This is a genomic window from Amycolatopsis thermalba (genome assembly GCF_003385215.1).
GTDB classification, from domain to species: Bacteria; Actinomycetota; Actinomycetes; order Mycobacteriales; family Pseudonocardiaceae; genus Amycolatopsis_E; species Amycolatopsis_E thermalba.
Window position 1 is genome coordinate 19,645 of the sequence record NZ_PQHW01000055.1, and the last position, 24,801, is coordinate 44,445.

21 protein-coding genes are annotated in these 24,801 nt (G+C 71.8%); 7 read left to right on the forward strand and 14 right to left on the reverse strand.

Features of this window, described 5'->3' with window-relative positions; all coding sequences use genetic code 11:
* The first annotated feature begins 152 nt into the window (after window positions 1-152).
* Window positions 153-1,523: a purine-cytosine permease family protein gene (locus tag D0D15_RS21230; RefSeq protein ID WP_094007670.1), complete on the forward strand. Its 1,371-nt coding sequence runs from the start codon at window positions 153-155 to the stop codon at window positions 1,521-1,523.
* Between the two features lie 3 nt (window positions 1,524-1,526).
* Here D0D15_RS21230 and D0D15_RS21235 read toward each other — a convergent pair whose 3' ends face one another.
* From D0D15_RS21235 to D0D15_RS21275, 9 genes are all read right to left on the reverse strand, one after another.
* Window positions 1,527-1,808: a hypothetical protein gene (locus D0D15_RS21235; protein ID WP_233157431.1), complete on the reverse strand. Its 282-nt coding sequence runs from the start codon at window positions 1,806-1,808 to the stop codon at window positions 1,527-1,529.
* A gap of 230 nt (window positions 1,809-2,038) precedes the next feature.
* On the reverse strand, window positions 2,039-2,263 hold the full coding sequence (locus tag D0D15_RS21240) for a hypothetical protein (RefSeq protein WP_094007671.1): 225 nt from the start codon (window positions 2,261-2,263) through the stop codon (window positions 2,039-2,041).
* Between the two features lie 127 nt (window positions 2,264-2,390).
* A complete protein-coding gene (locus D0D15_RS21245) occupies window positions 2,391-3,005 on the reverse strand; it encodes a TetR/AcrR family transcriptional regulator (RefSeq protein ID WP_094007672.1) in 615 nt (204 codons plus the stop codon).
* 13 nt (window positions 3,006-3,018) lie between these two features.
* A complete protein-coding gene (locus tag D0D15_RS21250) occupies window positions 3,019-4,176 on the reverse strand; it encodes an acyl-CoA dehydrogenase family protein (RefSeq protein ID WP_115944683.1) in 1,158 nt (385 codons plus the stop codon).
* A complete protein-coding gene (locus D0D15_RS21255; protein WP_115944685.1) occupies window positions 4,173-6,146 on the reverse strand; it encodes an ATP-binding protein in 1,974 nt (657 codons plus the stop codon). Before D0D15_RS21255 ends, D0D15_RS21250 begins: the two co-directional genes overlap by 4 nt.
* Before the next feature lie 5 nt (window positions 6,147-6,151).
* Window positions 6,152-7,750, reverse strand: coding sequence for an acyl-CoA carboxylase subunit beta (locus D0D15_RS21260; protein WP_162830626.1), 1,599 nt, complete (start codon window positions 7,748-7,750; stop codon window positions 6,152-6,154).
* On the reverse strand, window positions 7,747-8,895 hold the full coding sequence (locus tag D0D15_RS21265; protein WP_094007674.1) for an acyl-CoA dehydrogenase family protein: 1,149 nt from the start codon (window positions 8,893-8,895) through the stop codon (window positions 7,747-7,749). Before D0D15_RS21265 ends, D0D15_RS21260 begins: the two co-directional genes overlap by 4 nt.
* Entirely contained in the window at window positions 8,892-10,583 is a 1,692-nt protein-coding gene (locus tag D0D15_RS21270) for an acyclic terpene utilization AtuA family protein (protein WP_094007675.1), read from the reverse strand. Before D0D15_RS21270 ends, D0D15_RS21265 begins: the two co-directional genes overlap by 4 nt.
* The gene (locus tag D0D15_RS21275; protein WP_094007676.1) at window positions 10,580-11,362 is read right to left on the reverse strand and encodes a TIGR03084 family metal-binding protein; all 783 of its coding nucleotides are present in this window, start codon (window positions 11,360-11,362) and stop codon (window positions 10,580-10,582) included. The genes D0D15_RS21270 and D0D15_RS21275 overlap by 4 nt, the downstream gene beginning before the upstream one ends.
* 276 nt (window positions 11,363-11,638) lie before the next feature.
* Here D0D15_RS21275 and D0D15_RS21280 point away from each other — a divergent pair, with 276 nt between their 5' ends.
* The 3 genes from D0D15_RS21280 to D0D15_RS21290 all read left to right on the forward strand — a co-directional run bounded on the left by D0D15_RS21280 (window position 11,639) and on the right by D0D15_RS21290 (window position 17,215).
* Window positions 11,639-14,437 carry a ribonucleoside-diphosphate reductase subunit alpha gene (locus tag D0D15_RS21280; RefSeq protein WP_094007677.1) on the forward strand — a complete coding sequence of 933 codons (2,799 nt, stop codon included), beginning with the start codon at window positions 11,639-11,641 and terminating at the stop codon, window positions 14,435-14,437.
* A complete protein-coding gene (locus D0D15_RS21285) occupies window positions 14,434-15,504 on the forward strand; it encodes a ribonucleotide-diphosphate reductase subunit beta (RefSeq protein ID WP_094007678.1) in 1,071 nt (356 codons plus the stop codon). The genes D0D15_RS21280 and D0D15_RS21285 overlap by 4 nt, the downstream gene beginning before the upstream one ends.
* Window positions 15,505-15,769: 265 nt before the next feature.
* Window positions 15,770-17,215 (forward strand): cytochrome P450, encoded by a 1,446-nt coding sequence (locus tag D0D15_RS21290; protein ID WP_115944684.1) that lies wholly within the window; start codon window positions 15,770-15,772, stop codon window positions 17,213-17,215.
* A 231-nt stretch (window positions 17,216-17,446) separates the two neighbouring features.
* Here D0D15_RS21290 and D0D15_RS21295 read toward each other — a convergent pair whose 3' ends face one another.
* The 4 genes from D0D15_RS21295 to D0D15_RS21310 all read right to left on the reverse strand — a co-directional run bounded on the left by D0D15_RS21295 (window position 17,447) and on the right by D0D15_RS21310 (window position 21,339).
* Entirely contained in the window at window positions 17,447-17,902 is a 456-nt protein-coding gene (locus D0D15_RS21295; protein ID WP_094007680.1) for a peroxiredoxin, read from the reverse strand.
* Window positions 17,899-19,725: a GGDEF and EAL domain-containing protein gene (locus D0D15_RS21300; RefSeq protein WP_094007681.1), complete on the reverse strand. Its 1,827-nt coding sequence runs from the start codon at window positions 19,723-19,725 to the stop codon at window positions 17,899-17,901. Before D0D15_RS21300 ends, D0D15_RS21295 begins: the two co-directional genes overlap by 4 nt.
* 312 nt (window positions 19,726-20,037) lie before the next feature.
* Window positions 20,038-20,634, reverse strand: a complete 597-nt coding sequence (locus tag D0D15_RS21305; RefSeq protein ID WP_094007682.1) for a GNAT family N-acetyltransferase — start codon at window positions 20,632-20,634, stop codon at window positions 20,038-20,040.
* Window positions 20,635-20,685: 51 nt separating this feature from the next.
* Window positions 20,686-21,339, reverse strand: coding sequence for a TetR/AcrR family transcriptional regulator (locus tag D0D15_RS21310; RefSeq protein WP_094007683.1), 654 nt, complete (start codon window positions 21,337-21,339; stop codon window positions 20,686-20,688).
* 100 nt (window positions 21,340-21,439) lie between these two features.
* On the opposite strand from D0D15_RS21310, the gene D0D15_RS21315 reads away from it, so the two are divergent.
* From D0D15_RS21315 to D0D15_RS21325, 3 genes are read left to right on the forward strand one after another with little or no spacing between them, the layout of a single operon-like run.
* Window positions 21,440-22,393 carry an alpha/beta hydrolase gene (locus D0D15_RS21315; RefSeq protein ID WP_094007684.1) on the forward strand — a complete coding sequence of 318 codons (954 nt, stop codon included), beginning with the start codon at window positions 21,440-21,442 and terminating at the stop codon, window positions 22,391-22,393.
* Window positions 22,393-22,839 (forward strand): hypothetical protein, encoded by a 447-nt coding sequence (locus D0D15_RS36605; protein ID WP_198958333.1) that lies wholly within the window; start codon window positions 22,393-22,395, stop codon window positions 22,837-22,839. Before D0D15_RS21315 ends, D0D15_RS36605 begins: the two co-directional genes overlap by 1 nt.
* Window positions 22,836-23,606 (forward strand): NAD(P)-binding domain-containing protein, encoded by a 771-nt coding sequence (locus D0D15_RS21325; RefSeq protein ID WP_094007685.1) that lies wholly within the window; start codon window positions 22,836-22,838, stop codon window positions 23,604-23,606. Before D0D15_RS36605 ends, D0D15_RS21325 begins: the two co-directional genes overlap by 4 nt.
* A gap of 153 nt (window positions 23,607-23,759) precedes the next feature.
* Here the strand turns inward: D0D15_RS21325 and D0D15_RS21330 are convergent, their stop codons facing one another.
* The gene (locus D0D15_RS21330; protein WP_425266797.1) at window positions 23,760-24,788 is read right to left on the reverse strand and encodes an LCP family protein; all 1,029 of its coding nucleotides are present in this window, start codon (window positions 24,786-24,788) and stop codon (window positions 23,760-23,762) included.
* Window positions 24,789-24,801 lie beyond the last annotated feature (13 nt).

Genomic DNA, 24,801 nt, shown 5'->3' on the forward strand with positions numbered 1-24,801 from the left:
GCAGTTGCCACAGTTGCAGTTGCCCGGTTTCTCCATGGCGTCCCTTTCCTCGGATGGGGTTCGCAGTCCGGGTCGCGGGGCGGTGCGGGAAAGTTCCGCGGTTCACCCGATGGTGCAACACGGACGCAACATCGGGTGCCTACGGTGCTGCCATGGCGACCACGGCGGGGCGGAAAACGGGCGGATACGGCGAACAGGTCGTCGCGGTCGAACCGGGCGGTATCGAGCCGGTGGCGGCGGCCGACCGGCACGGCAGGCCGCGTCAGCTGTTCTGGACGTGGGCCTCGCCGAACCTGGAGTTCGCCACGATCTTCGTCGGGGTGCTGGCAGTGTCGGCGTTCGGGCTGAGTTTCGCGCAGGCCGTGATCGCGGTGGCGATCGGCAACGGGCTGGGCGCGGTGTCGCACGGCGTGCTGTCCGCGCGCGGGCCGCGGTTCGGGGTGCCGCAGATGGTGTTGAGCCGCCTGGCGTTCGGCTACCGCGGCAACACGGTGCCGGCGGCGCTGATGTCGGTGACGGCGGGGATCGGCTGGTTCGCGGTCAACAGCGTCAGCGGGGCGTTCGCGCTCGGCACGCTGACCGGGATGCCGGTGCTGCTGTGCCTGGTGATCGTGGTGGTGCTGCAGATCGGGATCGCGTTCTTCGGGCACAACCTGGTGCAGGCTTACGAGCGCTGGATCTTCGGGGTGCTGGCGGTGGTGTTCGCGGCCGGGGCGGTGGTCACGTTCGCGCGGGCGTCGCCGGGTGCGGTCGCCGGAACCGGTGGAGTGGGCGGGTTCCTGCTGACCGTCGGCGCGGCGTTCGGGTACACGGCGGGCTGGAACCCTTACGCCGCGGATTACACGCGATACCTGCCGGAGTCGGTGAGCGGCCGGGCGGTCGGCTGGGCCGCGGGCGGTGGCCTGTTCGTGGCGACGACGGTGCTGATGGCGACGGGCGCGGCGTCGGCGACCCTGGGCGGTGGGGAGGGCAGTCCGACCGCGGCGTTCACCGGGCACATGCCGGGCTGGCTGGCCGCGCTGACGCTGCTGGCGATCGCACTCGGGGCGGTGGCCGCGAACGCGCTCAACGTCTACTCGGGAGCGCTGGCGTTCCTCACGCTGGGCGTGCAGCTGCCGCTGGCGTGGCGGCGGGCGCTGGTGGCGCTCGCGTTCGGCGTCGTCGGGTTCGTGCTGGCGTGGCTGGGGCTCGCCGACGCGGGGACGGCGTACGAGCACTTCCTGCTGGTGATCGCGTACTGGGTGAGCCCGTGGCTGGGCGTGGTGTTCGCCGACCAGCTGATGCGGCGCGGGCAGGCGGGGCTGGACCGCCTGCTGTCCGACACCGGGCGGTGGGGGTGGCCGGGGCTGGTGGCGTTCCTGGTCGCGGCGGTGGTGTCGATCGTGTTGTTCGCGAACCAGACGCTGTACGCGGGGCCGGTGCCGCGGGCGGTGCCGGCGGTGGGCGACGTGACGTGTTTCGCCGGCTTCGGCTTGGCGGCCGGGCTCTACGCGGTGCTGGGCCGCCGCTGGGTGCGTGGCTGAGGCTCACCAGCGGTCCCAGTGCAGGACCTCGCCGCGGCCGATGCGGGGCGCGGGGCGGAAGTCGGTGCCGAGCGTGAAGGCGAGCGGGATCAGCGCGGCCAGCATGATCTCGTCGTGCGGCACGCCGAGGGTGGCGGCGAGTTCCTTCTCCAGCGGCGCGTGCGCGGTGGTCCAGACCGTGCCGAGGCCGCGGTTGCGACCGGTCGGGACCTGGGTGGCGAGGTCGGCGCACTCCTCGATGAGGCGCCGCGGGACGGACCGGGTGACGTCGAGGCGCTTGCACACGGCGCGGGTGGTGGACAGGATTTCGTCGGCAGATTGATCACGGGACCGATCAGCCCGGGCAAGCCGGGCCGGACAACGGTCGGCCCGTGAGATCCGGGCCTGCTCGAGCACGCCGAGAATCCCGCGTGAGCGCGGACCTTCCGCCACGGGCCCGCAGCCAGGCAGGGCCGTCGTGTGGCCCAGGCATCGGGCCCGGCACCGGCGCCGGGCCGAGGTGAGCCGGCGGTGCGTCAGGCCACGTGGCCCACCGCGGGCGCCAGCACGGCCTGCCCGGCCTCGGTCAGGACCGCGGGCACCAGGCGCTCCCCGGTGCGCGCCGGGCGGATGTAGCCGCCGTGCGCGAGGGCGTGCGCGGCCATCTGGTCGCAGCAGGCGACTCCGTCGATGAAAAGGTCCGGCTCGACGCTCGACGACATCACGGCGCGGCCCTGGGCCACCGCTCGCAACATCGCCATCGCACGATGGGACAGCTCTTCACCTGTACCGGACACCGGGATCTACCCCCTTGCCTCGTCACCTGCTGTTGCCTCTGTTATCGCACACTGGTCCATTAGTGTTAACGACCGGTCCCCCGACACGCCGTCAGCCACCCACCGAGGTGACCTCGGGCTCGGGCAGCGCGGGGCCCAGCACCCGGGCCCACTGGCGGATGATCCGGCGCCGCCGGGTGGTGTCGTCGGCCAGCAGGTTCGCCAGGCCGAGCCCGCGCGCGAGGTCGAGGGTCGACTGGACCAGCTCCCGCACCCCGGGCCGCGTCTCCTCCACCCCGAGCAGGTCGACCGCCAGCCGGTGCGCCTCCCGCCCGACCTTCGCCTGCAGCGGCACCAGCACGGTGCGCAACGACTCGTCGCTGGAGGCCGCCACCCACAGGTGCAGCGCGGCGCGGAACATGGGGCCGGTGTAGAGGTTGAGCAGCATGTCGACCACCGGTTCGATGCGGGACCGCCCGGACGGCAGCCCCTCGGCGCCGCGGCGCATCTCCGCGATCTGCACCTCGCCGACGTACTCGACCGCGGCCGTGACCAGGTCCTCCCGCGTCGGGAAGTGGTGCTGGGCGGCCCCGCGCGAGACCCCCGCGCGCTGCGCGATCAGCGCGACCGTGGTGCCGGCCCACCCGACCTCGCCGATGCAGTCCACGGCTGCCTCGATGAGCTTGCGGCGGGTGGTCCGGCTGCGCTCCTGGCGGGGCTCCGGCACCTTCGGTTCCTCCCTAGTACGACTTCGGCAGGCCCAGGGAGTGCTGGGCGACGAAGTTGAGCACCATCTCGCGGCTGACCGGCGCGATCCGGCCCACGCGGACGGCCGCGAGCAGCGTGCCCAGCCCGTACTCCGACGCCATGCCGTTGCCGCCGTGGGTCTGGATCGCCTGGTCGACCGCCTTGATGGCGACCTCCGCGCCAGCGTACTTGGCCATGTTCGCGGCCTCGCCCGCCCCGAAGTCGTCGCCCGAGTCGTACAGCGCGGCGGCCTTCTGGGTCATCAGCTTGGCCAGCTCCAGCTCGATCTTGACCTGCGCCAGCGGGTGCGCGATGCCCTGGTGGGTGCCGATCGGCGCGCCCCACACGCTGCGCTCCTTCGCGTACGCCACGCCCTTGTCCAGCGCGTACCGGGCGATGCCGATGGAGAACGACGCGCCCATGATCCGCTCCGGGTTCAGGCCCGCGAACAGCTGCGCCAGCGCCGCGTCCTCGGAGCCGACGAGCGCCTCGGCCGGCGGCGGGACGTCGTCGAGGAACAGGCCGAACTGCTTGTCGGCCGAGACGAGGTCCATTTCGATCTGCCGGTACTCGAACCCGGGCGTGTTCGTGGGCACGATGAACAGCGCCGGCTTGAGCTTGCCGGTCTTCGCGTCCTCCGTGCGGCCGACGACCAGCACCGCGTCGGCCTCATCCACACCGGAGATGAACACCTTGCGCCCGTTGAGGATCCAGTCGGCACCGTCGCGCTTGGCCGTCGTGGTGAGACGGTGCGAATTGGACCCGGCGTCGGGTTCGGTGATGGCGAAGGACATCCGCACCTCGCCGGTGGCGAACCGCGGCAGCCACGAGCGCTTCTGCTCCTCGGTGCCGTAGCGGGCGATGACCGTGGCGCAGATCGCCGGGGACACCACCATCAGCAGCATCGGCGTGCCCGCCGCGCAGAACTCCTCGCACACCGCGGCCAGGTCGCCGATCCCGGCGCCGCCTCCGCCGTACTCCTCGGGCACCGACACGCCGAGGTAGCCCAGCCGCCCGGCCTCGTTCCACAGGTCGCTGGTGTGGCCGCCGCTGCGCGCGACCTTCACGTAGTACTCGTGCCCGTAGCCGCGGGCCAGGTCGCCGACCGCCTTGCGCAGCGCGATCCGCTCTTCGGACTCGACGAAGTTCATGCTTGCTCCTCAGGGGTGACGACGGCGAGGACGGCGCCCGGTTCGACCTGCTGCCCCACCGACACGGGCAGGTCGGTGACCACGCCGTCGGCGGGCGCGGTGATCCGGTGTTCCATCTTCATGGCTTCCAGCCACAACAGGGGGTCGCCGGCGGACACGGTGTCGCCGAGCGCGACGGCGATCCGCAGCACGGTGCCGGGCATCGGCGCGACCAGCGAGCCCGCGGCGAGCGCGGCCTCCGGGTCGGTGAACCGCGGCACCGGGACCAGGTCGACGGCCCCGAGCGCGGAGTCCACGCACACCAGCCCCGGGTACCGGCCGACGGTGAACACCCGCCGGACCCCGTCGACGTCGAGCACGACCCGCTCGGGTGTGGCTTCGACCACGTCCGCGCCGTCGGCCCGCAGACCGGCCCGGTATTCGACCTCGACCTCGATGTCCCCCGCGAGGTAGCGCCTGCGGAGGGGCGCGGAGGTCACGTTGCGCCACCCGGCGGGCAGCCGGCCGAGGGTCCGCGCCGACGCCCGGTTGGCCGCGGCCTCGGCGAGCGCCGCCGCCGTGGCCGACAGCCGCACCGCGGCGGCATCCGCGAGCGGGCGGGACAGGACGTCCAGCCCGTGCCGGTCCAGGAACGCGGTGTCGGTGTGCCCGGCCAGGAACTCCTCGTGCCGCAGCACGTTGACCAGCAGGTCGCGGTTGGTGCGCAGGCCGTGGATGCGCGCCCCGGCCAGGGCGCGCGCGAGCCGCCGGGCCGCCTCCGCCCGGGTCGGCGCCCAGGCGATCACCTTGGCGAGCATCGGGTCGTAGTGCACGCCGACCACCGAGCCGTCGGCCACCCCCGCGTCCAACCGCAGCCCGGCCTCGCCGCCGAGCGCGAACTCGGTGTCCACGCCCGGGATGTCGAACCGGTGCAGCGCCCCGCTCTGCGGCTGCCACCCGGCGGCCGGGTCTTCGGCATACAGTCGTATCTCGATGGCGTGCCCGCGCGACGGGGGCGGTTCGGCGGGCAGCCGCTCCCCCTCGGCGATGCGGATCTGCAGCGCGACCAGGTCCAGGCCGGTGACGCATTCGGTGACCGGGTGCTCGACCTGCAGGCGGGTGTTCATCTCCAGGAAGTAGAAATCTGCCGTCGTCTCCCCGGGTGCGGGTGTCCCGCGGGGTACTGCGAGGAACTCGACGGTTCCCGCGCCGACGTAGTCGATGGCCTTCGCCGCCTTGCGGGCGGCGTCGAACAGCTCCGCTCGCATCGCGTCGTCGACCAGCGGGGACGGTGCTTCCTCGACCACCTTCTGGTGCCGCCGCTGGATCGAGCACTCCCGCTCCCCCAGCGCCCACACCGTGCCGTGGGTGTCGGCGAGCACCTGGACCTCGATGTGCCGCCCGGTTTCCAGGTACCGCTCGCAGAACACGGTCGGATCGCCGAACGCCGAGGCCGCCTCCGCGCTCGCGCTCCGCACGGCGTCGGCCAGCTCGTCCAGGGACCGCACGATGCGCATGCCCCGGCCGCCGCCCCCGGCGGAAGCCTTGACCAGCACCGGCAGGTCGTCCTCGGTGACCGCGGACGGGTCCAGTTCGGACAGGACCGGCACCCCGGCGGCGTCCATCAGCCGCTTGGACTCCACTTTGGAGCCCATGGTCTCGATCGCGGACGGCGGCGGGCCGATCCAGGTCAGCCCGGCGTCGATCACGGCCCGGGCGAACCCGGCGTTCTCGGAGAGGAACCCGTAGCCGGGGTGCACGGCGGCCTCGCCCGCCGAGCGCGCGGCCGCCACCAGCAGGTCGGCCCGCAGGTAGGTTTCGGACGGGGTGTTGCCGGGCAGCCGGACCGCCGCGTCGGCCTCGGCGACGTGCGGGGATCCGGCGTCGGCGTCGGAGAACACGGCCGTGCGGGCGATGCCCAGGGCGGAGCAGGTGCGGAACACGCGGCGGGCGATCTCCCCGCGGTTGGCGACCAGAACGTTGTCGATCACGTCACTCACATCCGGAAGACGCCGAAGCCCTCGGCGCCCCTGATCGGTCCATTGTGGATGGCGGACAGGCACAGCCCGAGCACGGTGCGGGTGTCGCGCGGGTCGATGATGCCGTCGTCGTAGAGCATGCCGGACAGGAACATCGGCAGCGACTCGGCCTCGATCTGCTGCTCGACCATGGCGCGCATCGCGGCGTCGGCGTCCTCGTCGTAGGGCTGCCCGCGCCCGGCCGCGGCCTGGCGGGCCACGATCGACAGCACCCCGGCCAGCTGCGCCGGGCCCATCACCGCGGACTTGGCGCTGGGCCAGGCGAACAGGAACCGCGGCCCGTAGGCTCGCCCGCACATGCCGTAGTGCCCGGCGCCGTAGGACGCTCCCATGAGGACGGACAGGTGCGGGACCTTCGAGTTGGACACCGCGTTGATCATCATCGCGCCGTGCTTGATGATGCCGCCCTGCTCGTACTCCTTGCCGACCATGTAGCCGGTGGTGTTGTGCAGGAACAGCAGCGGGGTGTCGGTCTGGTTCGCCAGCTGGATGAACTGGGTGGCCTTCTGCGACTCCTCGCTGAACAGCACGCCCTGGGCGTTGGCGAGGACCCCGATCGGGTAGCCGTGCAGGTTGGCCCACCCGGTGACCAGGCTGGTGCCGTAGAGCGGTTTGAACTCGTCGAAGTCGGAGCCGTCGACGATCCGGCCGATCACCTCGCGCGGGTCGAACGGGATCTTCAGGTCGGTGGGCACGATGCCGAGCAGGTCCTGGGCGTCCAGCACCGGCTCGGCGTAGTCCGGTTTCGGCGACGGGCCCTGCTTGTGCCAGTTGAGCCGCTTGACGATGCCGCGGCCGATGCGGATGGCGTCCTGCTCGTCGTGCGCGAGGTAGTCGGCCAGGCCCGAGGTGCGCGCGTGCATCTCCGCGCCGCCCAGCGACTCGTCGTCGGACTCCTCGCCGGTGGCCATCTTGACCAGCGGCGGGCCACCGAGGAACACCTTCGCGCGTTCCTTGACCATCACCACGTAGTCGGACATGCCGGGCAGGTAGGCGCCGCCGGCGGTGGAGTTGCCGAACACCAGCGCGATGGTCGGGATCCGCGCCGCCGAGGAGGTCGTCAGGTTGCGGAAGGTGGCCCCGCCCGGGATGAAGATCTCCTTCTGCGTGGGCAGGTCCGCGCCGCCGGACTCGACCAGGTTGATCGTGGGCAGCCGGTTCTGCGCCGCGATCTCGGCCGCCCGCAGGCCCTTCTTGAGGCTGGACGGGTTGCTGGCGCCGCCCTTCACGGTCGGGTCGTTGGCGACGATCATGCACTCGACGCCCTCGACCACGCCGATGCCGGTGACGACGCTGCCGCCGACGTGGTAGTTCGTGCCCCACGCGGCCAGCGGCGACAGCTCCAGGAACGGCGAGTCCTCGTCGATGAGCAGCTCGATCCGCTCCCGGGCGAGCAGCTTGCCGCGTTTGCGGTGGCGTTCGACGTACTTCTCGCCGCCACCCGCGATCGCCTTCCCGTGCTCGGCCTCCAGCTCGGCGAGCTTGGCCGCCATCGCCTCCCGGTTGGCCGCGAACTCCGCGCTCCCTGTGTCCGCTCCGGACCGGATCACGCTCAAGCCGTGTACCCCAATCTCTTCGCCGCGAGACCCGCCAGGATCTCGTTGGTGCCGCCGCCGATGCCGAGGATGCGGACATCGCGGTAGTGCCGTTCCACTTCGGACTCCCGCAGGTAGCCGAGGCCGCCGTGCAGCTGGACCGCCTCGTTGACCACCCACTCGGCCGTCTCGACCGCGGTGTTCTTCGCGAAGCACGCCTCCGCGATGACCTCCTCGCCGGCCACGAACCGCTGCGCGATGTGTCGCGTGTAGACGCGGGCGAGGTCGATCCGCCGGGCCATCTCCACCAGCTTGTGCTGCACCAGCTGGCGGGAGATCAGCGGGCGGCCGAACGTCTCCCGCAGGCGGCACCATTCCAGGGTCAGGTCCAGGGCGCGCTGCGCGGTCGCGTACCCCTGCACGGCGAGGGAGAGCCGCTCGGTGACGAAGTGGGTGGCGATCTGGATGAACCCGGTGTTCTCCTCGCCCACCAGGTTCTGCACCGGCACGCGGGCGTCGGCGAAGGACAGCTCGGCGGTGTCCGAGCAGTGCCAGCCCATCTTCTCCAGCTTGCGGCTGACCGTGAAGCCGGGCGTGTCCCGCTCGATGACCAGCAGCGACACGCCGTGAGCGCCCGGACCGCCGGTGCGCACCGCGGTGGTCACGAAGTCGGCGCGGGTGCCGGAGGTGATGTAGGTCTTGGCGCCGTTGACGACGTAGTGGTCGCCTTCCCGGCGGGCGGTGGTGCGGATCCCGGCGACGTCGGAGCCGCCGTCGGGTTCGGTGATCGCCAGCGACCCGATGAGACGGCCCTCGATCGTCGGCCGCGCCCAGCGTTCGATCTGCTCGGCACCGCCCGCGGTCACGATGTGCGGCAACGCGATGCCGTTGGTGAACAGCGACGCGATCAGCCCGCCCGAGCCGCCCGCGTACAGGATTTCCTCGGTGACGGTCATCGCGTCGAGGAAGTTCCCGCCCCCGCCACCGGCGCTCTCCGGGAACGACACCCCGAGCAGGCCGATCTCGCCGGCCTTGCGGTGCAGGTCGCGCGGCAGCTCACCGGCGCGCTCCCAGTCGTCCAGGTGCGGCAGCACCTCGGTCTCGACGAACCGGCGCACGGTCTTGCGCAGCGCGGTCCGCTCGGGCGTGGCGAACGGGTCGGTCACAGCAGCACCTCCGGGATGTCGGCGTGGCGGGCGCGCAGCCACTCGCCGAACGCCTTGGCCTGCGGGTCGAACCGGGCCTGCGACGCGACCCCCTGCCCGAGCAGCCCTTCGACGACGAAGTTGAGCGCGCGCAGGTTGGGCAGCGCGTACCGGCGGACGGTGAGATCCGCGGTCTCCGGTAGCAGCCGCTGGAACTCCGCGACGGTCAGGTGGTGCGCGAGCCAGCGCCACGCCTCGTCCGAGCGTGCCCACACGCCGAGGTTGGCGTCGCCGCCCTTGTCGCCGCTGCGGGCGCCGAGGATCGTGCCCAGCGGCACGCGCCGGGTCGGCCCGTCCGGCAACGGTTCCGGCAGCTCCGGATCATCCACTTCGGACAAGTCCAGGGTGTCCGTCGCGGGCGCGATGTCCAGCCGGGACCCGTCGGGCAGCACGGCCACGTGCGGCACTTCGGCGGCGTCCACGTAGGCCGCCGTGTAGACGCCGTACGGCGAGGCGTCCGAGGGCGGCGCGGTGACGTGGAAGCCGGGGTAGCTCGCCAGGGCCAGTTCGATCGCCGCGCCGCTGAACGCGCGCCCGGCCACCTTCGGATCGGCGTCCTTGACCGCGCAGTGCAGCAGGGCGCTGGCCCGTTGCTCGGTGTCGGCGTCGGTGTGGTCGGTGCGGGCCAGGGTCCAGCGGATCTCCGCGGGCGGCCTGGCCTTGAGCGCACCTTCGAGCTGGTCGCGCACCAGCGCGGCCTTGGCCTCGATGTCCGGCCCGGTCAGCACGAAGGTGGTCTCGTTGCGGAAGCCGCCGAGGGTGTTCAGGCACACCTTGAGCGTCGGCGGTGGCGGCTCGCCGCGGGTGCCGGAGATCCGCACGCGGTCCGGGCCCTCCTCGGTGAGCGTCAGGGTGTCGAACCGCGCGGTGACGTCCGGTCCGGCGTAGCGCGCGCCGGCGATCTCGTACAGCAGCTGGGCGGTGACGGTGCCCGCGGTCACCGCTCCCCCGGTGCCCGGGTGCTTGGTGATCACGCTGGAGCCGTCGGCGGCGATCTCCGCGATCGGGAAACCCGGGGTGCCGGTGTCGTGTTCGGTGAAGAACGCGTAGTTGCCGCCGGTGGCCTGGGCGCCGCATTCGATGACGTGCCCGGCGGCCACCGCGCCGGCGAGGGCGTCGTAGTCGTCGCGCGCCCACCCGAAGTGCGCGGCGGCCGGGCCGACGACCAGCGAGGCGTCGGTGACCCGTCCGGTGACGACGACGTCCGCACCGCGCTCCAGGCACGCGGCGATACCCCAGGCGCCGAGGTAGGCGTTGGCGGTCAACGGTTTCCCGAGTCCCAGTTCGTCCACCCGGGACAGCAGGTCGTCGCCCTCGACGTGGGCTACTGCGACGTCCAGGCCCTGCTCCCGCGCCAGCTCGCGGATCGCGGCGGCCAGCCCGGCCGGGTTCAGCCCGCCCGCGTTGGTGACGATCCTGACGCCGTTCTCCTTCGCCAGTGCGAGGTTGTCCGCCATCTGGCGCAGGAACGTCTTGGCGTAGCCGCGGGTGGCGTCCTTGAGCCGGTCCCGGCCGAGGATCAGCATGGTGAGCTCGGCGAGGTAGTCGCCGGTCAGCACGTCCAGCGGGCCGCCGGTGAGCATCTCGCGCACGGCGGAGAACCGGTCGCCGTAGAAGCCGGAGGCGTTGCCGATGCGCAGCACGGTCATGCGAACTGCCCCGCCTTCCGCCCGGAACCGGGCGGGCCGGCGAAGGCCTGCGCGATCTCCAGCCACTTCTCCGCGTCCGGACCGGCCGCCACGACGTCGGTGTCGGCCGGGTGCCGCCGCTGCGTGACGACGAGGCAGAACCCGAGCGCGGACCCGGTGACGCGTTGTGCGGCGTCCTCCGGGCCGAACGTCCACTCTTCACCGTCCACCCCGGACAGTTCGACGCGGAACTCCTCGGCGGGCGGGGCGAGTCCGTGCACCGAGAACGCGAAGTTGCGGGTGCGCACCCCGAACCGCGCGATCTGCCACAGCCGGCGGGCCGGCTCCCGCCGCAGGCCGAACGCGTCGTAGACGTCCTGCGCGTGCGCCCAGGTCTCCATCAGCCGCGCGGTCGCCATGGACGCCGCACTCATCGGCGGCCCGTACCACGGCAGCTTCTGCCCGTCCGGAACCCGCGCCAGCTCGTTCGCCAGCTCGTCACGCCCGGACCGCCACAGCGCGAGCAGCTCTTCGCGCGGTTTTCCGGCCAGTTCCCGCGCCCCCTGGTCGACGAAGTCCTCTCCCGCGGCCAAGGCCCGCTGGACCTCGGCCGGGAACTCGTCGGGGGTGCGCACCGCGATCAGCGCCTTGGCGTCGGTCCACGCCAGGTGCGCGATCTGGTGCGCGATCGTCCAGCCCTCCGCCGGGGTCGGGACCGACCACTCGGCCTCGCTCACCAGGTCGTCCAGTTCCCGGCTCTCGTCGGCCAGGTCCCGCAGGATCGGTCCGGGGTCCGCCACGCCATCCGCCTCCTCGCGCACGCTTGCTGCCGAGCGTGGCACCCCGGAACGGAAAAATCAAGCACGCTTGATTGTTTTGCCTAGCACGGCGCGCCGACACGCCCGCATCTTGGGGTCACTGGACAGGCCAACCCCAAGATGTAGTCTTCGATCACCGGTAGGGCCCGACGCCAGGGGAAGCGAGCGGGGGCCCGTCCGGTACGAGTCGTGCCCACCCCAGCACGCCGGCGACCAGGCCGGTGTGCCGATGAAACGCGCCCGAAAACGGAGTGATGCATGTCTGTGGAAACCTCCCCGGCGCCGGCAGCCACGCTGCGGGTGATCCGCCGGGACGGCGAGGCGTCGCCCTTCGACGCGAGCCGGATCTCCGTCGCGCTGACGAAGGCCTTCCTCGCCGCCGAGGGTGACGGGGCCGCCGCGTCGTCGCGGATCCACCACGTCGTCGGCGAGCTGACCGCGCAGGTCGAGTCCTCGCTGCGCCGCCACGCCACCGGGGACGCCGTGCACCTGGAGCAGATCCAGGACCTGGTGGAGCTGGCGCTGATGCGTGGCGGCCACCACAAGGTCGCCCGCGCCTACGTGCTCTACCGCGAGGAGCACGCCAAGGCCCGCGAGACCGCCCCGGCCCCGGCGGCGATCCGCGTCAAGCACCCGGACGGCGAGCTGCGCCCGCTGGACCGCGAGCGCGTGGCCCGCGTCGTCGGCGAGGCTGTCGCCGGGATCGACGACGTCGCGGCGGAGCCGGTCCTGGCCGAGGCCGAACGCAACCTCTACGACGGGATCGGCGCCGACGAGCTGGCCCTGGCGCTGATCATGGCCGCTCGCACGCTGGTCGAGCGCGAGCCCAACTACTCGGCCGTCACCGCGCGCCTGCTGCTGGACAAGCTGCGCGGCGAGGCGCTGAGCCACCTCGCGGGCGAGCCGCGCCAGGCCTCGCACGCCGAACTGGACTACCCCGGCTACTTCCGCGACTACCTGCACCGGGCGATCGAGCTGGAGCTGGTGGACCCGGAGCTGGCCCGCTTCGACCTGGACCGCGTCACCGCCGCGATCCGCCCGGACCGCGACCTGGACTTCGGCTTCCTCGGCCTGCAGACCCTCTACGACCGGTACTTCCTGCACGAGAACGGCACCCGGTTCGAGCTGCCGCAGGCGTTCTTCCTGCGCGTGGCGATGGGCCTGGCCCTGCGCGAGGACGACCGCGAGGCCCGGGCGGTGGAGTTCTACGACCTGCTGTCCAGCTTCGACTTCATGGCCTCCACGCCGACGCTGTTCAACTCCGGCACCACCCGGGCGCAGCTGTCGTCGTGCTTCCTGACCACGGTCGAGGACAGCCTGGACGCGATCTTCCAGTCCTACAAGAACAACGCACTGCTGGCGAAGTACTCCGGCGGGCTGGGCAACGACTGGACCCCGGTGCGCGGGCTGGGCGCCCACATCAAGGGCACCAACGGCACCTCCCAGGGCGTGGTGCCGTTCCTGAAGATCGCGAACGACACCGCGGTCGCGGTCAACCAGGGCGGCAAGCGCAAGGGCGCGGCGTGCGCGTACCTGGAGACCTGGCACATCGACGTCGAGGAGTTCCTCGACCTGCGCAAGAACACCGGCGACGACCGGCGCCGCACCCACGACATGAACACCGCGAACTGGGTGCCCGACGAATTCCTGCGCCGCGTCGAGGCCGACGCGCAGTGGACCCTGTTCTCCCCCGACGAGACCCCGGACCTGCACGACCTCTACGGCAACGCGTTCGCCGAGCGCTACCGCGAGTACGAGGCCGCGGCCGACCGCGGCGAGATCCGCGTGTTCCGCCGGGTGCGGGCGGTGGAGCTGTGGCGGCGGATGCTGACCATGCTGTTCGAGACCGGGCACCCGTGGATCACCTTCAAGGACCCGAGCAACCTGCGCTCGCCGCAGCAGCACGCGGGCGTGGTGCACTCGTCCAACCTGTGCACCGAGATCACGCTGAACACCAGCGCCGACGAAGTGGCGGTGTGCAACCTCGGCTCGGTCAACCTGGCCCGGCACGTCACCGCCGAGGGCCTGGACACCGCGAAGCTGGAGCGCACGGTGCGCACCGCGGTGCGGATGCTGGACAACGTCGTGGACATCAACTTCTACACCATCCCGGAGGCGCGCTGGTCCAACCTGCGGCACCGCCCGGTGGGACTGGGGCTGATGGGCTACCAGGACGCGCTGTTCACGCTCGGCCTGCCGGTGGACAGCCCGGAGGCGGTGGAGTTCGCCGACCGCAGCATGGAGCACCTGAGCTACCACGCGATCGCGGCGTCGGCGCAGCTCGCGCGGGAGCGGGGCGCGTACCAGACCTTCGAGGGCTCGCTGTGGAGCCAGGGTGTGCTGCCGCTGGACTCGCTGCGGCTGCTGGCCGACGCACGCCAGGGCGACGCACTCGACGTCGACTCGTCGTCCACTCTGGACTGGGACGCGCTGCGTGAGGTGGTGCGCGGCGGGATGCGCAACTCCAACGTCATGGCGATCGCGCCGACCGCGACGATCTCCAACATCTGCGGGGTCGGGCAGTCGATCGAGCCGCTGTTCCAGAACCTCTACGTCAAGTCGAACATGTCCGGCGACTTCACCGTGGTCAACCCGCACCTGGTCGCGGCGCTGAAGGAGCGCGGCCTGTGGGACGAGGCGATGGTGGCCGACCTGAAGTACTTCGACGGCAGCCTCGCCCGGATCGACCGGGTGCCGGCCGATCTGAAGCGGCTCTACGCGACCGCGTTCGAGATCGACAGCAAGTGGCTGGTGGACGCCGCCTCGCGCCGGCAGAAGTGGATCGACCAGGCCCAGTCGCTCAACCTCTACATCGCCGCGCCGAGCGGCCGCAAGCTGGACGAGCTGTACCGGTACGCGTGGCACAAGGGCCTGAAGACGACCTACTACCTGCGGGCCAAGGCCGCCACGAGCGTGGAGAAGAGCACGCTGCGCGGCACGGACGGCAAGCTCAACGCGGTGCCCGCCACCGTTCCGGCCGCCGTGCCCGCTGCGGTTCCGGAACCCGAGTTCGCCGCCTGCCGGATCGACGACCCCGACTGCGAGGCCTGCCAGTGACCACCACCGAAACCGACGCGACCGGGCTCGGCGCGATCAGCCGCGGCGCGGACCGGGTCAGCGTCGACGACAAGGCGATGATCAACGCCCGCGCGGACGTCAACCAGCTGCTGCCGCTGAAGTACCACTGGGCGTGGGAGAAGTACCTGGCCGGCTGCAGCAACCACTGGATGCCGACCGAGGTGGCGATGCAGGCCGACATCGCGCTGTGGAAGTCGCCGGACGGGCTGACCGAGGACGAGCGCCGCATGGTCAAGCGCAACCTCGGCTTCTTCGCCACGGCCGAGTCGCTGGTGGCGAACAACCTGGTGCTGGCGGTGTACCGGCAGATCACCAACCCGGAGTGCCGCCAGTACCTGCTGCGCCAGGCGTTCGAGGAGGCCGTGCACACGCACACCTTCCAGTACATCTGCGAAAGCCTGGGCCTGGACGAGGGCGAGCTGTTCAACGCCTACCGCGAGGTCCCGTCCATCACCGACAAGGACGCGTGGGCGCTGAAGTACACGCGGAACCTGGAGAACCCGGACTTCGCGACCGGCACCGCGGCCGCGGACCAGGACTTCCTGCGCGATCTGGTGGCCTTCTACGTGGTGTTCGAGGGCATGTGGTTCTACACCGGGTTCGCGCAGATCCTGTCGCTGGGGCGGCGCAACAAGATGGTGGGGATCGCCGAGCAGTTCCAGTACATCCTGCGCGACGAGTCGATCCACCTGAACTTCGGCATCGACTGCATCAACCAGATCAAGATCGAGAACCCGCACCTGTGGTCGCCGGAGTTCCAGGCCGAGGTGCGGGAGATGCTCACCGAGGCGTGTGAGCTGGAGGTCGCCTACGCGCGGGACACGATGCCGCGCGGGATGCTCGGCCTGTCGGCGGCGCTGTGCGAGCAGTACCTGCGCTTCATCACCGACCGGCGCGCCCAGCAGCTCGGGCTGGCCCCGATCTTCGGCGAGAACGAGAACCCGTTCCCGTGGATGTCGGAGGCGATGGACCTGCGCAAGGAGAAGAACTTCTTCGAGACGCGGGTGACCGAGTACCAGACGGGTGGATCGCTCGCCTGGGACTGAACACCTCGATCCCGTGGCGGAGCCCGGTGCTCCGGCGTGCGCAACCGGCACCGCCGCGGGTTCTCAGACGTCCCCTCGCGAGGACAGCGCCGACGTGGTGAAGTGGCATTCATGAGGAGGCGATCCCACAGCGAGGGGGCGTCTGAGGTTCCGCTACCCGCACCGCTACGAAAGCCGATCGACTCCTTGAAGATTCACCCTTGCCGGGTGAGGGGGTGGTGCGGGACCGTGGTGATCAGCCACGTTTTCGCAAGGAGGCGCGATCGTGACCAGTGCCGTCGTCCGGGCGTTCCGGGAACGTGTTCCACCTCTGACCGCCATCCCCCTCCCCCGGGCCGTCGACCGCCGCCTGCTGGACCAGCGGTGGCCGGTGCGGGAGCTGGCGGCCCCGCCCGCGGGCAGCGGGCTGGAGCCGGTCATCGGCGACGCGGGGGCGCCGGTCGTCGGGCACGCCATCGAGTCGATGCGGTTCGGGCTGGACTTCGCGCTGCACCGGTTCGAACGGTACGGGCCGGTGTCGTGGATGGGGGCGTTCGGGCAGCGGATCGTCGTGCTGGCCGGCCCGGACGCCACCCAGGCCGCGCTGGTGAACAAGGACAAGGCGTTCTCGCAGGAGGGCTGGCAGTTCTTCATCGAGCGGTTCTTCCACCGCGGGCTGATGCTGCTGGACTTCGAGGAGCACCACCTGCACCGGCGGATCATGCAGGAGGCGTTCACGCGCGACAAGCTGGCCGGCTACATGCGGCAGGCGGCGCCGGTCCTGCGCGAGGGTGTGGCGGCGTGGGCCGGTGCCGAGCGGCCGCGGCTGTACTGGCTGCTGAAGCGGCTCACGCTGGACGTCGCGTCGCGGGTGTTCATGGACATGCCGCCGGGCGCGGACGCCGACGCGATCAACCGGGCGTTCGTGGGCACGGTACGGGCGGCGACGGCGCTGGTGCGGGTGCCGGTGCCGGGCGGCCGGTGGGCGGCGGTCCTGCACGGACGGCGCGTGCTGGAGCGGTACTTCGCCGAGAAGCTGCCGTCGAAGCGCCGCAGCGAGGGCGCCGACCTGTTCTCGGCGCTGTGCCACGCGCGGGGCGACGACGGGGCCGAGTTCACCGACGACGACGTCATCAACCACATGATCTTCCTGATGATGGCGGCCCACGACACGGCGACGATCACCAGTTCCGCGGTGGCCTACCACCTGGCGAAGCACCCGGAGTGGCAGGAGCGGGCGCGGGAGGAGTCGCTGGCGCTGGGCGACGACCTGCCGGATCTGGCGGCGCTGGAGAAGCTGACCACGCTGGACCTGGTGATCAAGGAGGCGTTGCGGCTGACGGCGCCGGTGCCGTCGCTGCCGCGCAAGACGGTGAAGGACACATCGGTGCTGGGGCACTACATCCCGGCCGGGACGATGTGCAGCGTGTCGCCCAACACGAACCACTATTCGCCGGAGCACTGGACGAACCCGCGCGCGTTCGACCCGGAGCGGTTCGCCGAGGGGCGGCGGGAGGACAAGTCGCACCGGTTCGCGTGGATGCCCTTCGGCGGCGGGGCGCACAAGTGCATCGGGATGCACTTCGGGAACAACGAGGTGAAGCTCCTGCTGCACGAGATGCTGCGCACGTACCGCTGGTCGGTGCCCGAGGGATACCGCATCAAGTGGGACTACGTGTCGCTACCGGTCCCGGTGGACGGCTTGACGGTACGCCTGCAGCGCCTGCGCTGACTGGCGGGACTCCGCTCACGCACGCGAGTCCCACGCTCGGGCACGCGAGTCCCACGCTCGGGCACGCGAGTCCCACGCTCGGGCACGGAGTTCCGCGCTCGGGCACGGAGTTCCGCGCTCGGGCACGCGAGTCCGCGGCCCTTCGCCCGATGAGGCCGAGACGGCTGCCGCATCCGGCGTCGGCGCGCCGCCAGGTTCCGGGCCAGCCGGGATCTCTCGGGAACGGCCGTATCAGCGGCTGCGCGCCCGCAGCACTTCCAGCGCCTTGTCGGCGTGCACGGACATCCGCAGTTCGCTCTTGATCACTTCCAGCAGGCGCCCGTCGGTGTCGATGACGAACGTGTGCCGCTTCGTCAGCAGCGGGCCGAACGAGCGCCGCACGCCGAAGGTTCGCGCCACCTCGCCCTCGGTGTCCGACAGCAGCGGGTAGTCGAACCCGTGCCGCGCCGAGAACTCCTGCTGCCGCGCCACCGGGTCCGGGCTGATCCCCACCCGCTGCGCGCCGACCTCCGCGAACTCCTTCGCCAGGTCCCGGAAGTGGCAGCTCTCCGCGGTGCAGCCGGGCGTCATCGCCGCCGGGTAGAAGAACAGCACCACCGGCCCCGACTCCAGGAACCCGTTCAGCGAGCGCGGCTCACCCCGCTCGTCCGGCAGCGTGAAGTCCGGGACGATCTCACCGGGCTTCATCCGGTCACCGTCGCGTCGGTGTGCTGCTCGATGAGCTGGTCGACCTCGTCACCGGTCGCGGTCTCGGCCACGAACGCGCCACGCGCGGCGATCACGCCGTGCCGCCGCAGCCGTTCGGCCTGCTCGTGGCTGCGCACGCCCTCGGCGCCGATCCGCAGCTTCAGCTCACGCGCCCGCGTGATCAGCTGGTCCAGGTGCCGCGCCGCGGTCTCCGGCTCACCGTCGGCGAGCGCGTCGACGACCGGGCCGGACAGGATCACGTGCTGCACCGACAGCTGGTGCTGCGGGATCAGCTCCAGATCCGCCGAACCCTGCACGGTCAGCACCAGCTTCGCGCCGAGGTCGGCCAGCACGGTGAGCGAGTCGAGCACCTCGCCGCGCGGGTCGAGGATCGACGCGGGGTCCGCGCACAGCCGCAGCGCCTTGGCCGGCAGCTCGTTGCGGTCCAGCTCGTCCTTGACCATCGCCACCAGGTCCGGTTCGATCGCGAGCCGGTTGGGCAGGCGGATGCACACGTCCGGCGCCGCGTCGCCGTAGCGTTCGCGCCAGCGCGCGGTCGCCCGCAGCGACTCGGTCAGCAGCCACTTGCCGAGCGGGATCGTCATGCCGGTGGTGTCGGCCAGCGGGAAGAACTCCTCGGCGGGCAGTTCGCCCAGCTCCGGGTGGTGCCAGCGCAGGCCCGCGTTGACGGCGGCGATCTCGTCGGGGTTGGCCAGCTTGACGGTGGGCTGGTAGATCAGCTCGAACTGCCCGTTCTCCAGCGCGCCGGCGATCTCCGCGCCGAGCCGGTAGCGGGCGCGGTCCCGCGCGTCGAGCTCCGGGTCGAACAGCATCCACTGCGCCTTGCCGGCCTCCTTGGCGCGGTGCAGCGCGATCTCCGCGGCGCGCTCGATGTCCTCGACACCGCCGTCGCGCACGTCCCGCACCACGATCCCGGCGCTGGCGCTCACCCCGACGCCGTGTTCGCCGATGTAGATCGGCTCGGCCAGGTCCTCCAGCGCGGTCTCGACGAGGGCGATGACCTGCGGCGGGGTCAGCTCGCCGCGCAGCAGCACGGCGAACCCGTCACCGGACAGCCGCGCCACCAGGGCGTCGTGGTCGGCGAAGGCTTCCTTGAGCTTCTTGGCGACCCCGCGCAGCACCGCGTCGCCGACTCCGGCGCCGAGCCCGTCGTTGATCACCTTGAACCCGTCGAGGTCGAGGTAGACCAGCGCGATCTGACCGCGTGCCGACGGGCTGAGCGCGGATTCCAGCAGGGTGCGGAAGCGGGAGGCGTTGGACAGGCCGGTGAGCGAGTCGTGGATGCTCTGGTGCCGCAGGGTTTCCTGCAGCGTGTAGACCTCGTTCGCGTCGGCGGCCATCAGCACCGGGTACAGCGTGCCGGGGCGGTCGCCGGGCAGGCGGGTGAGGACGATGTCGGCCCACACGCCCGCGTCGTCGGCGTGGGCGAGGCGGATCCGGTCGGCGAACTCCTCGATCTCGGTCTCGGCCAGCTCGGCCAGGGCGGTGGCGAGCTTCTGGCAGTCGCGGTCGTCGAAGCCGAGTTCGGTGAGGCGGCGGCCGCGCAGGCGGTCGGGCTTGTGCCCGAGGAACTTGCCGAGCTCCTTGTTGACCTCGACGATCGTGCCGTCCGGATCGGCCATCGCGATGCCGATGGGTGCGGTGCTGTAGAGCGTGGTGAAGCGGCGCAGGGCGGCGTCGCGGGCCGCTTCGGCCTCGGCGACGGCGGTCCGCGCGAAGTCGTGCAGGAGTCGTTCGAGCTCTTCCGGGGGAAGTGATACTCCGTCCGTGTCAGCCAACCGCGCGGCCCAGCGACGGGCCACGTCCGCCCACCCTGGTGCGGCACCAGGTTCCGACACGCTCCACCTCTTCCGGAGAACGACAACGGCCAGGTCAGGCCCGGTCTGGGCGCCGACAAGCCCACTCCGGGCCGGATCCGTCCCGGAGTCATGCCACGCCATCACGCACGGACAGACTTGTCTACCGGCCGAACGTGTGATGATCAGTGTAGATGTCGTCACCGCTGGTGATTTTTTCGGCTACCGCGTCCAGGCGCGGTCAACAGATCAGCCGTGCCCCAGGCGGTGTCCGGAGGCCGGGAAGGCAACTGGGAGTGGTGGTCCCCCGCCCTCGGATCAGACCTTCCCCCAGCCCTGCCCGGCCGCGCGGGAGGCGACCCCGAGCGGCGATCCGCCGGGCGCCGTCAACCGCCACACCGCGACCCTCCCGGTGGCCGCGGTGCCGCCCGGTAGCCGCGTCGGGCGTTCTTCCAGGCGCGTGAAGCCGAGCCGGGCGGGGACGGCGCCGCTGCGGTGGTTGGCCACGTCGTGGACGATCTCCACCCGGTTGGCGCCGACGCGGAACGCCTCGGTGGTCAGCAGCCGCGCCGCGCGGGTGGCCCAGCCGCGGCCGGTGCAGGCCTTCGCGAGCCAGTAGCCGATCTCCAGCCCGCCCCGGCCGATGCGCGCCATCAGCCCGCAGCTGCCCGCGAGCGTCCCGTCCGGCGCGACGATCGCGTAGTCGAAGGTCTCCGCCGCGAGCCAGCTCTCCCGCGACAGCGTCAGGAAGTCCCGCGCGTCGCGCTCGGTGTAGCCGTCCACCGCCCACGGCATCCACGGCGCGAGGTGGTCCAGGGACTCGTTCACCAGGCGGTGCAGGAGCTCGGCGTCGCCGGCCCACCACCGGCGCAGCAGGATCACCCCGTCCGAGAGGGTCTCCGCAGGGATCTGCATCCCCCGATCATCCACGCCGCCGCCGTGGCCCGCACGGGACTTTCCGCCGCGTCAGCCGAGACCGGCCTCGATGTGGGCGAGGTGCGCGGCGAGGATGTCCTCGAACGCGGCGCCGCGGTCCGCCCCGAGCGGCCGGACGTCGCGGGCGAAGTGCGCCAGGGCGGGGAAGCGTCCGGGGTCGGCGCCCAGCACCGCGACGCGGAACAGCTCCACGCCCTGCTCGTACTCCTCGGGGGTGAGCGTGCGGACGCCGGCGTCGGCGGAGATCAGCGCGGCGAGCAGGACCACGATCCGGTGGTAGCGCGCGGGGATCTCCTCGTCGGGCAGGCCGGCCGCGCGCAGGGCCTGCAGCACCTCCTCCATGACCAGCCGCGAGCCGGTGCCGCTGGAGGCGTACCGGCCCCAGATCGTGGCGAGCTGCGGGTGCCGGCCGAACGCCTCCCGCAGCCGCAGGGCCAGGGCGGTGATGCGCTGCTTCCAGTCCCCCTCGGGGCGATGACCTTCCACGGCGGCCAGCAGGATCCGGTCCGCGACCGCGCGCAGCAGCTCGGTCTTGTTGCGGAAGTGCCGGTAGAGGCTGGAGGAATCGGTCCCGAGCGCCACGGCGAGCTTGCGCACGCTGAACGACTCGGCGTCGCTCGTGCGCAGCAGCTCCGCCGCCACGTCCAGGATCTCCTCGGTCGACCAACGCCTGCGGCCCGTCATCTCGCCCCTTCCGTCCGGAGCGAGTCTAACCTATGCACTTGCCGTTGCACGCACCGCGTGCATAATGGGGACACATGCCTCTGGGGAAGGAGAAGCAACCATGAGCGAAACCGTCACGCGACCACCGGCACCGGACTTCGACACGATCACGCCGGAGGAACTGCGTGCCTACAGTGACGCGGAGAACCGCTTCCGCGCGTCCGAGGCGGCCCGGGAGATGCTCGGGCACCCGGACCCCGGCGCCACGATCGAATGGCAGCAGGTGCCGCTGCCCGGCCGCGAGCTGCCGGTCCGGGTGTACCGTCCGGCGGCCGGGGCCGGAACCGCGCTGCCGCTCGTGGTCCACGTGCACGGCAGCGGCTTCACGGGCACGGCCGTGCAGTGCGACTGGACCAACAGCCACGTCGCCACCCAGCTGCCCGCGGTCGTCGTCTCGGTCGAACACCGCCTCCTGGACTTCGACACGCCGCTGTCGGCGGCCGCCGACGACGGCTGGGACGTGCTGCAGCACGTGGTGCGGCACGCTTCGCGGTGGGGTGTCGACCCGGAGCGGGTGGCCGTGTTCGGCGAGAGCTGCGGCGCGCTGATCAGCGCCCTGACCGCGATCCGGGCCAGGGACGCCGGCCTGCGCCTCGACGCGCAGGTGCTGGTCAACCCCGTCACCGACACGACCGGCACGATGCTCGACCACCCCTCGGCCACCGAGTACGCCCACACCCCGGCCCTCGCGCTGCCCCAGCTCCGGCTCATCCGGCGGCTCGGCGTGCCACCGGGAGCCGACGCGCGGGCGGTCTCACCGCTGTACGCCGACGACCTGAGCGGGCTGGCCCCGGCGCTCGTGGTGGTGCCGACCCGCGACCCGGTGGCCGATCACGGCCGCCGCTACGCCGAACGGCTGCACGCGGCCGGGACACCGGCGCGGCTGAGCGAATACCCGGGAGCGGGGCACGCGTTCCTCACCCTGCCCGGGGTGGAACCCCAGGCCGCGACCGCGCGGGCGGAGATCCTCGAGTTCCTCCGGGCCGCCCTCGTGCCGAGCGGGGAGGCGTTCTGATGACGCAATCACCTCCGCGGCGATCGGCGCTCGCCGCGATGTACACGGGGCTGGGACTCACCGTCGCCGTGACGGTCCTGGCGTACCTCAGCACTGCGGTCCTGGCCGGCCACGTCCGGGCCGGCTATCCGGCCTACACCCCGGCGCAGGTCGATTCGGCCGTCACCGCCTACCTCGTCTTGTTGTCCGTCCTCGGAGCGCTCGGCGCCGGCGGCTGGCTCTGGACGACCTGGGCGGTCCGGGCCGGCAAGCGGTGGGCCCGGCCCGCCGCGACCGTGATGCTGGTGCTCGGCATCGGCACCGGGCTGACCGGGCTGTTCATCAGGGACGTCTCGGGCGAGCCGGGGCTGCCGCCGGCGCTGGGCTGGGCCGGGATGGCGCCCTGCCTGGCGGGCATCGTGGCGGTCGCACTGTTGTGGAAACACTCGGAGAGGAAGGCGCAGTGAACAGCATCGGCATCATCGGGGTGGGCGAGATCGGCCGGGCCATCGTGGACGGCCTGCACCACGGGGGCGGCGACGCACCCGCGGTGTTCCTCTCGCCGCGGGGAGCCCGCACCGCCGCGGAGCTGTCCGAGCGCTACCCCGGCGTTCAGGTGTGTCCCGGCAACCAGGCGGTGGCCGACCGCGCGGACATCGTGATCATCGCGGTGCGCCGTCAGGACCGGCACGAGGCACTCGACGGCATGACGGTGGCCGGCGACAAGATCGTGATCAACGTGATGGCCGGCGTCGCCAACGACGACCTGCGTGCGACGCTGGGCACCGAGGCCCCGATCGTCCGGGCCATCCCGCTGCCCGCGATCCGCGAACGCCGCTCCCTCACGGCGACCTACCCGTCCCACCCGGTGGCGGATGCGTTCTTCGAGCGGCTGGGCGGGGTGCTCCCGATCGGCGACGAGGCGGCCTTCGACGTCCTCTCCGCGGTGACGGGAACGCTGACCAGCCACTACCGGTACCTCGCCACGATCACCGCGTGGGCCGCCGGACACGGCATCGCCGCCGAGGACGCGGACCGCTACGTCCGGAGCCTCTTCCAGGAGACCGGCCGCGCCCTGAGCGACCGGACCCGCACGCTGGAGCGTCTCGCGGCCGACCACGAGACGCCGAAGGGGAACAACGAGCGCATCCGCACGACCTGGTTCACCCCCGCCAACGCCGCCGCGCTCACCCAGGCCCTCGACGACCTGCTCACCGACCTCGGCCGGCCCTAGGAAAGGCCTGACGACGATCGCGGGTGGTTGGTGGGTTCTGCTGGTGGTGTCGCGGTTTGCGATGCGTTCGGATCGCGTGGCGGGGCAACGGCAGACCCCTGGTCACCCTGCTCCCCGCCGGGCAGGGAACGCCGCTTCAACGTCAGAGACGCCCTAGGTCATGATGGCGCTCTCGGGCACCACCGTGTCGTTCCGCAGCGCGTCGAACAGCTGCTTCGACTTCGTCTTGTCCCAGCGTTCGGCCGAGGCGGACGTGACGGGCACCGTCGTGGACAGCACGCCGTCGGAGGAGATGCCGCGCATCGCCCAGGCCAGGCCGACCAGGTTGTGCAGGTGGTCGCCCTCGTCGATGGTCAGCGCGTCCGGCGCGGCGCTCAGCAGCGGGAAGACGTCGAACGGGTTCAGCAGGGTGCCGGGGCTGGAGATCTCGCTGACCAGCGCGCCGATGAACTTGCGCTGGTTCTCCACCCGGTCCAGGTCCGACCGTGGCGTCGCCTCGCTGTGGCGCATGCGCACGAACCCGAGCGCCTGCGCGCCGTCGAGGTCGCCGCACCCGGCGGGGATCGTGATGCCGGTGACGGTGTCGTGCATCTCCTTGTCGACGCACATGTGCACGCCGCCGATCGCGTCGACGATGTTGGCGAACCCGCCGAACCCGATCTCGGCGTAGTGGTCGATGCGCAGCCCGGTGGCCTGCTCGACCGTCTTGACCAGCAGCGGCGCGCCGCCGATGGAGAACGCGGCGTTGATCTTGCTGGTGCCGTGGCCGGGGATGGCGACCTGCGAGTCGCGCGGCAGGCTGACCAGCGTCGGCTTGGTGTCGTTGTCCGGCAGGTGCGCGATCATCATCGTGTCGGTGCGCTGACCGCCGCCCGCGGCCGCGACGTCACCGGTGACCAGGCGCTGCTCGTCCTCGGCGGTCAGGCCCTCGCGGCTGTCCGAGCCGACGATGAGCCAGTTCGTGCCCGCCCCGGCGGCGGGGCGGCCCTCGTAGTCCTCCAGCGCGGCGATCCGGTTGATCGAGAACTCCAGGTACACCCACACCCCGGCGAGGAACAGCACGAACACCGACAGCAGGGTGAGCAGGACCTTGCCCGGGCCGAACCGGCGGCGGCGGCGGCGGCGCGCGACCGGCGGCGGGGGCGGCGGGACGTCACCGACGCCGGTCTGTGACTTATACAAATCTCCGAGCCCA